The 12,375-nt window shown below is 58.9% G+C and carries 12 protein-coding genes; 6 read left to right on the top strand and 6 right to left on the bottom strand.

The features are described 5' to 3' along the window. Positions 1–93: 93 nt before the first annotated feature. From BK662_RS22420 to BK662_RS22405, 4 genes are all read right to left on the bottom strand, one after another. Positions 94–2,535 (bottom strand): TonB-dependent siderophore receptor, encoded by a 2,442-nt coding sequence (locus BK662_RS22420; RefSeq protein WP_123359887.1) that lies wholly within the window; start codon positions 2,533–2,535, stop codon positions 94–96. Between the two features lie 89 nt (positions 2,536–2,624). After that, positions 2,625–3,593 (bottom strand): FecR domain-containing protein, encoded by a 969-nt coding sequence (locus BK662_RS22415; protein ID WP_123359886.1) that lies wholly within the window; start codon positions 3,591–3,593, stop codon positions 2,625–2,627. After that, complete coding sequence (locus tag BK662_RS22410) at positions 3,590–4,096, bottom strand: sigma-70 family RNA polymerase sigma factor (RefSeq protein WP_123359885.1); 507 nt, start codon at positions 4,094–4,096, stop codon at positions 3,590–3,592. Before BK662_RS22410 ends, BK662_RS22415 begins: the two co-directional genes overlap by 4 nt. A 124-nt stretch (positions 4,097–4,220) precedes the next feature. Then, the gene (locus BK662_RS22405; protein WP_123359884.1) at positions 4,221–4,442 is read right to left on the bottom strand and encodes a hypothetical protein; all 222 of its coding nucleotides are present in this window, start codon (positions 4,440–4,442) and stop codon (positions 4,221–4,223) included. A gap of 201 nt (positions 4,443–4,643) precedes the next feature. Here BK662_RS22405 and souR point away from each other — a divergent pair, with 201 nt between their 5' ends. After that, positions 4,644–5,657 carry a transcriptional regulator SouR gene (souR, locus tag BK662_RS22400; RefSeq protein ID WP_185047182.1) on the top strand — a complete coding sequence of 338 codons (1,014 nt, stop codon included), beginning with the start codon at positions 4,644–4,646 and terminating at the stop codon, positions 5,655–5,657. Between the two features lie 109 nt (positions 5,658–5,766). On the opposite strand, the gene BK662_RS22395 is transcribed toward souR, so the two are convergent. Beyond that, the gene (locus BK662_RS22395; RefSeq protein ID WP_038983873.1) at positions 5,767–6,147 is read right to left on the bottom strand and encodes a RidA family protein; all 381 of its coding nucleotides are present in this window, start codon (positions 6,145–6,147) and stop codon (positions 5,767–5,769) included. Positions 6,148–6,179: 32 nt separating this feature from the next. Next, entirely contained in the window at positions 6,180–6,821 is a 642-nt protein-coding gene (locus BK662_RS22390) for an FMN-dependent NADH-azoreductase (protein WP_123359882.1), read from the bottom strand. A 93-nt stretch (positions 6,822–6,914) separates the two neighbouring features. On the opposite strand from BK662_RS22390, the gene BK662_RS22385 reads away from it, so the two are divergent. From BK662_RS22385 to BK662_RS22365, 5 genes are all read left to right on the top strand, one after another. Continuing rightward, complete coding sequence (locus BK662_RS22385) at positions 6,915–7,769, top strand: LysR family transcriptional regulator (RefSeq protein ID WP_123359881.1); 855 nt, start codon at positions 6,915–6,917, stop codon at positions 7,767–7,769. Between the two features lie 85 nt (positions 7,770–7,854). After that, on the top strand, positions 7,855–9,075 hold the full coding sequence (locus tag BK662_RS22380; protein WP_123359880.1) for a helix-turn-helix domain-containing protein: 1,221 nt from the start codon (positions 7,855–7,857) through the stop codon (positions 9,073–9,075). A 50-nt stretch (positions 9,076–9,125) separates the two neighbouring features. After that, on the top strand, positions 9,126–9,758 hold the full coding sequence (locus BK662_RS22375; protein WP_123359879.1) for a Vgb family protein: 633 nt from the start codon (positions 9,126–9,128) through the stop codon (positions 9,756–9,758). Positions 9,759–9,849: 91 nt separating this feature from the next. Next, complete coding sequence (locus tag BK662_RS22370; RefSeq protein WP_123359878.1) at positions 9,850–10,515, top strand: DUF2238 domain-containing protein; 666 nt, start codon at positions 9,850–9,852, stop codon at positions 10,513–10,515. Between the two features lie 565 nt (positions 10,516–11,080). After that, entirely contained in the window at positions 11,081–12,373 is a 1,293-nt protein-coding gene (locus BK662_RS22365) for a TackOD1 domain-containing metal-binding protein (protein ID WP_311196293.1), read from the top strand. Positions 12,374–12,375: the final 2 nt, after the last annotated feature.

Below are 12,375 nucleotides of genomic sequence, written 5' to 3'. Positions count from 1 at the left end.
AGCGATATTGACCGGTTTTGGCCCAATTGCAATCTGTTGCGAAGGGTGACAGTCGACCCGAAGCTCCATAGCGTCAGTGCCACATCTTCGTCGCTAGAACGAGGGGGTGTATTTTACGCTGAACATGACGTTTCGCGGCTCACCAAAGTTGTTGTTGCCATTCAGTTGGTTGTATCCCGCCATGTAGTAGGACTTGTCAAACAGGTTGTTGGCGTTGAGTGCCAGACCGATCTCGGGGGAGAGTTGGTACCCGAGGCGGGCGTTCCATACGGTGTAACCTGGCACCTGGTAAGTGCGTTCGTAACCCAGGGTGTGACTTTGGGTGGTGAAGCCCAGACCGGTGCTGACTCGGTTCCAGTCGCCACTGAACTGGTAGTCGCTCCAGACCCGCAGCATGTGTTTTGGCGTCCATTGGCTGAAGACTTTACCTTCGTCGACCGGATCTTCAAGGTATTTAGTGGTGTTGTAGGTGTAGCCAGCGAACAATTGCAAACCGCTGAGCACTTCACCGCTGATTTCTGCTTCGATCCCCTGGCTGCGAACTTTCCCCGCGGCCGTCGAGCAATACCAGCCGTCGCAGGCGAAACCCGAGGCGACGTCGTTGACGGCACGGTTTTCCTGGTCGTAGCGGAACACGGCGAGGGAGGTGTTGACCCGGCCATCCATCAGCTCGCCCTTAAGGCCGATTTCGTAGTTGGTGCCGATCACCGGTTTGAGCACCGAGCCGCTCGCAGTGCGTGCGGTCTGTGGTTCGAATACGTCGGTGTAGCTGGCATAGACCGCCCATTCGTGGCTCAGGTCATAGACGATGCCGGCGTAGGGCGTGACTTCCCCGGTTTCGTGCATGGCGCTTGGAGTATTGGCGATAGAGAGGTTGGTAAAGGCCGCCTGGTTCGCAGACGTGTAACTGTAGTCATACCAGCTGACCCGAGAGCCGAGTACCAGGGTCAACGGCTCGAATGGCTTGATTCGCCAGCTGCCATACAGGCCTTTTTGACGGATGTCGTACTTGCTGGTGGTCGCACGGCCGCCAACGGTATTGAGCAAACCTTCGTAGCTGATTTCGGGGCGGTCGTGGTCGATCTCGAAAATGCTATCGCTGGTGTTATTGAAGGTTCGCGCGTAACGGTCATCCGTGGTCATCTTGGCGTAATTGCCGCCCAGCGTGATTTCTTGCTGCATGGACAAGGCTTCAAAGCGCCCGGTCAGGTTCATGTCCAGACCGATCTTGGTGGAGTCGAAGTCCGTGACCCAATCGGCGTATTGCATGCCACTGCCGTCGGCGTTGAGGCCGGCCCCGGAGGTTTGCACCCGCTGGTGGGTGGATTTGTTCTCTTCACTCATGCGCACTGCGCCGACCTTGAAGGCCCAGTCATCGTTGAAACGATGCTCCAGATCGGCATAGACGGTGGTGACGTCGATGTCCGAATGGTTCCAGCGAGCGCCCGAGTAGGTTGAACGCGAGACGTCAACAGGGTCGCCGTTAGCGTAGCGAGGCAGGCCACGCAGCATCGGGCGCGATTCGGCGTCGGAGCGGCTGACCGCCAGGCCCAGGGTGGTGTCGTCGCGCAGATCGATATCCAGAGCGCCGTACAGCGAGTGGGTCTTGCTCCATTCGTAGTCGATGAATGAACCACTCTGGTCCTCGTCGGCAACGAAGCGTCCACGCACGGTGCCGGTCTGGTTCAGCGGCCCGCCGGCGTCCAGTTGCAGGCCGTAGTGATCCCAGGAGCCGGCCTTGCCGGTGAGGGTCACGGTCGGTGCGTTCTGGCCGCGTTTGCGCACCAGGTTGATCGCCCCGCCGGGGCTGCCTGTGCCCTGAAGCAATCCGGATGCGCCGCGCAGCACCTCCATGCGATCGAAGAAGATCAGATCCTGCGTGGCCCAATTGCCCAGCGTGTAGGTGTTGCGCGGGATCGGCACGCCGTCGTACTGCCAGTCATCGATCTGAAAACCGCGAGAGGTCAGAATCATGCCCTTGCCCACGCCTTGAACGCCAACCAGTCCGGTGGTCTGGTTGGCTGCGTCTTTGAGGTCGGTCAGGCCCTGGTCATCCATTTGTTTGCGGGTCATCACCGTGACCGACTGCGGAATTTCCTTGAGCGTGTGCGTACCCTTGCCGATAGTCACCGACCGCGCGGCATAGGAACCCGAGCCTTCGGTGGTGGCATCGACGCTGTGCTCGACGATACTGGTCATGTCCAGTTGCAGCGTTGCGTTGCTGTCCGTGACCGGCTCGACGCTGAAGTTGCCTTGCTCGGTCACCCGCAACTGCAGGCCGCTACCCGTCAGTGCCACGTGCATCGCCTGTTCAGCAAGCATCTGGCCGATCACCACCGGCGCCTGTTTGCCCTGCACCAGCGAAGGCTCCAGTGAAACGATATGCCCGCTTTGGCTGGCGATGGCATTCAGCGTGCTCGCCAGTGAGCCGGCTGGCAAGTTGAAGGTCAGGCTTTGCGTCTGGGCCAGAGTGGGGCTGGTCAGGGTTGCCAGGGCAACGGCAACGGAAAGGGTGTGGGACCACGGGTTGAGCACAGCATTCTCCTGATCGTATGGAAGTGTCAGGAGATAGGTGGGACGAGAAATGAAAACCGGACACGAATGAGAGTGATTTTCAAAAAAAATTATTTGGCACGAATCAGCGTCACCCAGGGGCTGTAGCGGTCCACGCGTATTGGCAGGGTTTCGGCCAGGGCGGTGAAGGCCCGATCGGGGTCGTTGAGCGGGAAAACGCCCTGGACGCGCAAATTGCGAACTTCGGGTGCGACCCGTACAAAGCCCCGACTGTAGGGGCGTAGAGCGTCGATGACCTGATGCAGTGGATCATCCAGCACGTTCAGCCGCCCGCTGAGCCAGTCGGAGCGATGGCGCTGGTCGCCGGTAATGGGGATTATCTGCCGGTCATATAACAAGGCTGACTGACCTTCTTGCAGATCAAGCGTTGGACCGTTGAACAGCCGAGCTTCGACCGAATGCTGCAGCACCACCACTCGACTGGCGTCCTGCTCCTTAGCAACCAGGAAACGAGTGCCCAGTGCACGTATTTCACCCTGTGCGGTACGCACGCGCAGCGGACGTTGGGGATCGGCGGCTACCTGAATCACCAGCTCTCCACGGCGCAGCACCACCAGCCTTTGCTTGTCATCGAAGTACAGGTCCACCGCACTGTCGGCGTTCAGGCTCAGGCGACTGCCGTCGGCCAGATTGAAGTGCTGACGCTCTCCGGTTCCGGTGTGCAGATCAGCCAGTAGCGAGTCGCCCAGCGGACTGCGAGCAGCCAGCCACAAGCCGCCCCCGAGCAAACCCAAGCCGGCGATCACACGGAGTGCGTCGCGGCGCGAACCATGGGGCTGCAGCAACAGTTGGCGGGCTTCACCGGCTTGACCGGGCACCCGTCGATCCAGCGCGCGAACCGTGTTGAAGGAACCACCGAGACATTCCTGCAATGTTGCCCAGGCCTGAGCGTGCGCAGGATCCATAACCAGCCACGCGTTGAAACGCTCTTGCAGTACGGCATCGGGCGTACCGGCGCGCAGCCTCACCATCCAGTCAATGGCCTGCTCACTGACAGGATCCAGGCGCGGCTTGCTCATGGCGATAATTCGCTCAGGTAGCACTGCTGCAATGCCTGTTTCATGTAGCGGCTGACCGTGCGTTCCGACAGCCCCAGCTTGTGCGAAATAGCCACGTAACTCAGACCGTCCAGTTGGCTGTAGAGGAAAGTCGCCTTGACCACAACAGGCAAACCGTCGAGCGCCCGGTCGATCGCGACCAGCGCCTGGATCAACTGCAACTGTTCTTCGGGGGAGGGTGCTAGCGCTTCGGGCAGCGTAGACAGGCGTTCCAGGTAAGCTAACTCCAACTTGCGCCGGCGATGACGATCGTAAATCAGCCGTCGAGCGATCGTTGAAAGGTACGCACGAGGTTGTTCGATGCTGTCGGGGTCAACGCGGGCCACCAGCATCTGGTAAAACGTATCGCCGACGGTATCTTCGGCATCCGCGCGATTGCGTAGACGCCGCTGAATATGCTGCAGCAGCCAACGATGGTGGTCGCTGAAAAAGAAGCCCAGCTTGCTGGTCGGGAGAGAGTGCACCGGTCGTTTTTCCAGATGTTAGTGTAAATCGTTCTCAATACTACCTGTGTGATGATGGCCGCTGCAATCTCTCTAATGCCCGGTGAACGAAGCGATCCGAAGGTCTCGCCCCTCGGGTATTTTGCTAATTACCATCCGCCACCTTGCGTTCTATCTCCGCTATTTTTCGCCTGAGCTCTTCAGCCTCCAGCTCCTGGGCGTGAGTTTGATTTACTCCTTCGACGTCATTATCGCTGTCCTCAAGTTCTCCTTCGACCACATCGACGGGTTTGCCAGACGTATCGGCAGGCGGGACGTTCGAGGTCGTTTCTGATTCGTCGTCATTAACACGGTGATCATTGTTCATTTCGCTCACCTCCATTGGCCTACATATTGGATTCAGCGGTAAGGAGGGAGTTCGATGATAAAGACCCCCTTCTTCACGGCTTTCAACTGGCCTGATCGATCGCATAATGGCGCTAGGGCTTTTTGAGCTTTTGCCGTTAGCATTACGCTTTATTAGCGCACCAAATGACAGGTTGGTTAACGTAACCGAGTGGGCCGAACATTGATCGAACGACGTCAATTCAGCGGAGGCATGAAGGGGAAAAACCTCCGCTATCTGAATGAAAATCCTGGCGAGCCTGCTCGAATGACTCGAGCGGGCTTTTTGCTGCTCGAGCATTTCTCGCTGCCCGCGTTCACGCAAGCGCTGGATACGATCGTCACCGCGAATCTTCTGCGCCCCGGCTTGTTCTCTTCCCGAACGTTCGGCTTGAATGAGGGGGAGGTCATCAGCGATCTGGGCCTGGTCATTCGGCCGGATGCACGTATCGATTCTTCAGCCATTCACGACCTGGACCTGCTGGTCATTTGCGGTGGCTACAGGACAGAACTGAAGGCGACTGATGAGTTCATCAGCCTGTTGCGAACGGCGGCAGATCAGGGCGTCAGTCTGGCCGGGTTGTGGAATGGGGCATGGTTCCTGGGCAGCGCAGGCTTGCTCGATGGATACCGTTGCGCCATTCACCCCGAACATCGTCCCGCACTCGCGGAAATCTCCAAGGCGACGCATGTCACCAGTGAGCCCTATGTCATCGACCGAGACCGGCTCACCGCGTCCAGTCCGTCTGGCGCATTTCATATGGCGTTGGACTGGATCAAGGAACTGCACGATAAAGCCCTGGTCGAGGGAATCGAGGACATTCTCGCTTTCGAGGAGTCTCGCTACCGGCGCATCAAACCGGCTGAAAATATCTGTGTGAGCGCGCCGTTGCGAGAGGTGGTCAAGCTGATGGACGCCAACCTCGAAGAGCCTTTGGAGTTGGAGCAGCTGGCGGTCTACGCCGGCCGTTCCCGGCGACAACTCGAACGCTTGTTCAAGGAGCAACTCGGGACAACGCCGCAGCGATATTACATGGAGCTGCGCATCACCGAAGCGCGTCGACTGCTTCAGCACACAGAGCTGTCACAGGTAGATGTGTTGGTTGCCTGTGGCTTTGTGTCGCCCAGTCATTTCAGCAAGTGCTATAGCTCGTACTTTGGCTACAGGCCTTCCAAGGAAAAACGGCTGGTCAAATAGCCGCTTTTTGAGTCCCGGCGAGGGTCTCCCGACGGCGCAAAATCTGCCGTCAGGAATGGCCCGGTGGTAGCCGCTCGCAGGAGCGGGGCCACCGGACAAGTCCGCGGACTCAGCCCTTGGCCGCCATCGCGGTGACTTCCACGCGCATACCTTCGACCGCCAGGGACGCCACGCCAACAGCGGCGCGAACCGGCCAGGGCTTGGCGAAGAAGCGCTTGTAGACCTCGTTGAAAGCGGCGCGGTCAGCCATGTCGGTGAGGTAGATGGTCAGATGCAGAACCCGATCCATGGAACTGCCGGCAAGCTCCAGTGCCACCTTGAGTGCTTGCAGAGTGCATTCGCTCTGCTCGGCGATGCCGCCCAGCTCCAGACTGCCGTCGGCGCGGGTAGGGATCTGAGTGGAGACCAGCAGGCCGCCGAAACCGGCGACGTCGGAAGAGATGGATTCCGGGTCTGGGTCGGGGAGAAAGGTGATGTCGTGGTTTGCCATGGGGGATCTCTTGTTTGAGGGGGTAGGTCAGTTTACAGCACGAGACTATCTGCCAGCCTCACGGCCTGCTGAGTCGCGGCCTTGCGCGCACTCAGGTCAACGTCTTCCCCCAGAATGGTTTTCTCGACAATCACCGAATGCACATCGCTCACGCCGATAAATTGCAGCCAGGCTTCCACGTAGGGCTTCTGAAAGTCGAAGCGCTCCGCTGGTGTGATCGATTGCGCCGAAAAATCCAGGCCGCGGGCGTACATCACCACGGCGGTTTTATTGTGCAGCATGCCTTCCAGACCGCGTTCCGGATCGAAGCTGAACAAAATGTCTTTCTGCGACACCAAGTCGATGAAGTGTTTGAGTTTGTACGGGATGCTGAAATTCCACAGCGGTACGGACATCACCAGGACGTCTGCGCGGTGCAGGTACGCGGCCAGATCTTTCAAGGTGTTCCAGGCGTCTTGCTGCGCCGGGGTCAAGGACGTGCCATTGAGCCCGGCGTATTTGGCGTCCATTGCCAGCTCATCGAATTCCGGCAGAACCCTGTTCCAAAGGTCGAGGGTGATGATTTCGGTGTCCGGGGTATTTTCTTGATAGCGCGCAATGAAGCTGCGGGCGACTTCAAGGGAGGCCGATCGCTGTTTGCGCGGGGAGCATTCGATATGCAGAAGGGTGGTCATGGCGTGTCTCGGACGGGAAGTTGGATCATTGCAACATAGTTTTATTTGGAATATAAATCGTGAATAAATAAGCCATTAATCACGAATAGAACTATGTTCGATGTGCTGTTGTTAAAAACCTTTGTCACCGTCGTCGATGAAGATGGTTTCAGCCGCGCAGCCGACAAGCTGCACCTGACTCAATCTGCGGTCAGCGGTCATTTGCGGCGACTGGAAGAACAGATCGGTAAACCGCTGTTGAAGCGTACGACCCGTTCCCAGCAATTGACGCCCGATGGCGAGCGCCTGATCGCTTATGCGCGGACGATCCTCGCGTTGAACCGTGATGCCTGGGCGCAACTGACGCGCACACCGTTTCACGGGCGGGTGCGGATCGGGGTGTCGGAGGATTTTGTCGAAGCGCGATTGCTGCGGGCTTTTCAGGATTTCGCGGCGCAGTACCCAGGCATGGAAATCGACGTGCAGGTGGGTATTCCTGGCACATTGCTGAACCTGATGAAGCAAGGCGATCTTGAGCTGGTCATCGGTTCTCTGTGCGAAACCAGTGAAGCAGGGTTGCTACTGTGGCAAGAACCGCTGGTGTGGGCCTGGTCGGCGCAACCCGTCACCCGGTTACCGACACCGTTGCCGCTGGCGCTGTTCCCTGCGCCCTGTCCTTATCGTGAGATAGCGCTGAGGCGGCTGGCTCAGGCGGGGATCGCCCAACGTACGGCGATGTCATGCACCAGCACCGCCGGGTTGCGGGCGGCGGCATTGGCGGGTTTCGCGGTGGCGCCCATGGCGGTCAGTCAATTGGGGCAAGGACTGGCGGCTCTGGGGCTGGAGCAAGGGTTGCCGGATTTGCCGGCTGCGCAGTTTCGGTTGTTTACCTCTGCTGAAGCGGATCAGACGATTGTCGCAGCGCTCACTCAGCTGATTGTGGAGTATTGCTCCACGCGAAGGGCTTGACCGTCATCGGCGTGCGGCCCGGCGGTCGTGAGATAGACTGATCAGCGGGCATCGAACGGTGGGGGTGGCAGGTGGCGCGCTTCAGATGGAATCGCTGATCACGGCAGCGGCCCGTGCGCTCGCGGCGGGTGATCCCCTCGGCGCGCTGAACCGCATCGCCTTGCGCGACGATGCGCCAGCCCTCGCGCTTCGCGGCATCGCGATGGCGCAGTTGGGTGACCTTGTGCGAGCGAAGGCACTGGTGCGCAGCGCCGCACGTGCTTTCGGGCCGAAAGAGGCTTTGGCCCGGGCGCGATGTGTCGTCGCCGAGGCCGAAATCGCGCTCGCCTCGCGGGACCTGAACTGGCCAACCAAGGCACTCGACGCCGCGCGAGCGACACTTCAGGCACACGGCGATGGGGTCAACGCCGCCCATGCGCGGTACCTCGAGATCCGCCGCTTGTTGCTGATCGGGCACCTTGACGAGGCTGAACACCGACTCGCCGAGCTCGATCCGACGCCGTTACCACCCGCATCGAGAGCGGCCTACGAACTGGTCGTGGCGGGCATCGCGATGCGCCGCCTGCAAACAAAAGCGGCGCGCGTTGCACTCGAACGGGCCGAGCGTGCCGCACAACACGCCGCTATCCCCGCGTTGACGGCCGAGGTCGAAAACGCCGCCCGCATCCTCGACACGCCGGCGGCGCGGCTGATTGTCGGTGGCCAGGAACGGCCGCTGCTGCTCGATGAAATTGAAGCCTTATTGGCATCCCCGACGCTGGTCGTGGACGCGTGCCGGTATGTCGTGCGCGACGCAGGCTCGGCGGTTTCACTCGCCCGGCGGCCGGTGCTATTCGCACTCGCCCGGGCGTTGGGCGAAGCGTGGCCCGCCGACGTGCCGAGGGAGACGCTGATTGCGCGCGCCTTTCGGATGAAGTTCGCGGATGACTCCTATCGCGCGCGGTTGCGCGTAGAACTCGGGCGGTTGCGCGCGGCGCTGCACCAGATCGCCGACGTCGTCGCGACCCCGCGAGGGTTTGCGCTGGTGCCGCACGATGCGCGTGACGTCGTGGTGCTGGCGCGGCCTGTCGAAGAGCAGCATGCGACGCTGCTCGCCTTCCTCTCCGACGGCGAATCGTGGTCGAGTTCGGCCCTGGCGTTGGCGCTTGGCGCCAGTCAGCGCACCGTGCAACGAGCCCTCGACACGCTGGTGGCTGCCGCCAAGGTGCAGTCATTCGGTCATGGTCGCGCGCGGCGCTGGATGACCCCGCCGGTTCCGGGATTCGCGACGGTATTGTTACTCACAGGGTTGCTGCCCAATGACTAGCATCCACTTCACCAACCCAGTGAATGCAGTCAGTGAACGAGGAGCAAGACATGAAACATTCAACAGCCGAAATCATCCGCGAATACGGACCTTTTCCAGGCGTCGACAGCGTGCATGGCGTCACCCATGACGGCCAGCAGGTCTGGTTTGCCTCCGGTGACAAACTCAACGCCCTGGATCCTGCGAGCGGCAAGACGCTGCGCTCGATCGATGTCGCGGCCCATGCCGGCACAGCCTTCGACGGTCAGCACCTGTTTCAGATCGCCGAGGATCGCATCCAGAAAATCGACCCACAGACCGGCCGCGTGCTCTCCACCATCCCCGCGCCCGGCGGCGGTGGTGACTCGGGGCTTGCATGGGCCGAAGGGACGCTCTGGGTCGGCGAATATCGCGAGCGCAAGATTCATCAGGTCGATCCCCAGACCGGGGCAGTGCTGCGCACGCTCGAATCCAACCGCTTCGTCACCGGTGTGACCTGGGTCGAGGGCGACCTGTGGCACGGCACCTGGGAAGGGGAAGAGAGCGAGTTGCGGCGAGTCGACCCGGCCACGGGCGAGGTGTTGGAGAGCGTCCAGATGCCAGCTGGCATCGGCGTGTCGGGACTTGAGTTCGATGGCCACGACCGGTTTTTCTGTGGCGGCGGCAACAGCGGGAAGGTGAGGGCGGTGCGCCGGCCTGAATGAGCCTTTGTGGCGCAAGTCTCGGGTCGTACCGCAGTGCGCGAATGCAACTAATCTACAGTGGCCGAGCGAGACCTTTTGAGGGACTCAAGCCATGCAACCGAAGGAACATCCGCGATACGACCTGGCGCTGTTGATCGTGTTTCTTTTGATCGTCGCAGCGCTGGGTATTTCACCCCATAGCCGAGTGGATTGGTTCCTGGAAAATCTGCTGGCCCTGCTGCTGGTGATGGTCCTGGTGGGCGTCTCCCGACGGTTCCGTCTGTCTGCCGTTTCCATCAGTCTGGTGTTCGTATTCCTCTGTATTCATGAACTCGGGTCGCACTACACCTATGCGCTGGTGCCCTACGACCGCTGGTGCTCAGCCTTGACCGGGGTCAGCCTGAACAAAACCCTTGGGCTGGAACGCAATCATTACGATCGACTGGTCCATCTGACGTATGGACTCTTGATGGTGTATCCGATTCGGGAAGTGCTTGTGCGAATCACGCCGCTGCGGGGTTTCTGGGTGGGTTTTATCGCGCTGAACATCGTGCTGTCGACCTCGGCTGTCTATGAAATCGTGGAATGGATAGGCGGGCAGTTCTTGGGAGAAGACACGGCGAAGGCATTTGTCGCTGCACAAAATGACCCATGGGACTCTCAGGCCGACATGGCGCTGGCAGTGGGAGGCGCGTTCTTCACGCTATTGGTTGTGTGGTTCCGGCGCCGATTGTTTTATCGAAATGTTCAATTAAATGTCTCCGAAAAAAATTCATAAAATTTATAGAGTGTTCTAATTGAATGATGTCGATAAGCCGCTAATGTAAAGTTGATGTAACACTTCGGATGTGTACGCAATAGTTGTTTTGCCGACGAATAGCGTTGAACTTATTTGGTCTCGGATAGTATCGATGTTATTGCAGTGTGCCTGCAATTTGGCAGGTGTTTTTATCTGGTAACAAGACGCATTAAGGCAAGGCTAAATTGTGCTGTATATTTATACAAATAGCTTTGTTGTTCAGCTTTTTATAGTCGTAATATATTGAATATAAACGATATTATTTTGGTTATTTGCTTAGTGTTTCAGGTTATTGATAATTGCGACTCGTGATGTTTAGTGGCGATATTTTGGCAATGGCAGTGTCAAAAAATAACCCGATAATTAGTCGGGCATTTTTCTGACGGGGTGCTAGTGTTGGTAGTCTTGTGTTGGATCACACTTGGGTGCTTCTTAGGGGGAGTGCATCATGTCGACTCCAAATCCTCGTATTGCAGTTTTCGGTAATAGGGTTGCCAGTTCTAATGTCCCGGAACTTGAACACTTTTCGGATCTAAGCAGTTTATTGGCTGCGCCTGTATTCGATGTTCTATTGCTTGATATGCCAGCGGCTTATGCCGGGCGAGTGTTGCGCAAATTGCGCTCGACGCCGGCGTATCGCTACCAGCTCGTTTATTGCTGTCGAGACCAGGACGGCTGGTGTGAAGCACTGGGCGATGGCGCATGCCCCGCCGAAACCAGCGAAATAAAAATGCTCTGGGAGATCTGGCGAGAACGCTTCAACCTGTTCCGGCAGGGTTCTGCGCCCGAGCGGTTTGAAAGTCGGGTGCTGTCGTGGCTGTGGTTGCGTGCCAACGCCCATGTGTATGCCCTGCGCGACCCCGAAGTCCCCCAGCATTATCGTTATCCGCTGCTCGAAGCACTGGCGGATGCCGAGCAGGTCAACCCGTTTGTCTGGCTCAGTTTGATGGTGCAGCACGACTGGCTGGAAGAGGGCGTGCTGGTCGATCGCGTTCGTCTGTGTTCGGACTGTGGCTCGGGGCGCCTCAATTACATTGATGTGTGCGCCGAATGCCAGGCGATGGACATTTCGCGGCAGCCGTCGTTGCACTGCTTCACCTGCGGTCACGTGGGTCATCAGGAGTCGTTTCTCAAGGATGGCGTGTTGCTCTGCCCCAACTGTCTGAACCGTTTGCGGCACATCGGCAGTGACTATGATCGCCCTTTGGAAAACTACCGCTGCCGCTCATGCCAGGCGTTTTTTGTCGACGCCGATGTGCAGGCGCGCTGCCTGGATTGCGGCTTGTCCCACGCGCCCGACAAGTTGCGCATACGCGAAGTTCGAGACTTTCGTCTGACGGAGGCAGGGCGCTTCCGTTGTCGCCAGGATTTCAACGATCGATCGATCGACCATTTCGGCCGTCTCAATTTGTTGGGCGGCAAGGATTTCTTCGAGCTTTTGACCTGGCAGCTTCAGGTGGTGCGTCGTTACAAGCAGCCGGCGTTCTCATTGATCGGCCTGCGCTTCGTCAATCTGGCCGGTACGCTGGCGCGTCTTGGTGAGCACCGCGGGCATGCCTTCATCGATAGCCTGACGGATCGCCTGAAAGAATCCGTCAGGGAAACCGATCGCTGCTCGCGAAGCACCGAAGAGTTCTTCTGGGTCATGCTGCCGCACACGGATGGCAAAGGGCTGGAGTTCGTCGCCCAGCGCTTGAGCCGGGTCGCCGAATTGTTTTCCGCGCCGGAGGTCAGTGATATTTCCCTGCGTGTCGTCAGTTTCACGGCCCCCGGGGATTTGCTCGAGAAAGAAGACGGTGAGCTGTTGCTGGCCCGTCTTGCCAGTGAGTTGATTTAAGC

The sequence above is a fragment of the Pseudomonas frederiksbergensis genome, from assembly GCF_003732275.1.
Lineage (GTDB): Bacteria > Pseudomonadota > Gammaproteobacteria > Pseudomonadales > Pseudomonadaceae > Aquipseudomonas > Aquipseudomonas frederiksbergensis_H.
The sequence above is the reverse complement of the archived record's forward strand: the minus strand, read 5'-3'. Positions and strand labels throughout refer to the sequence as shown.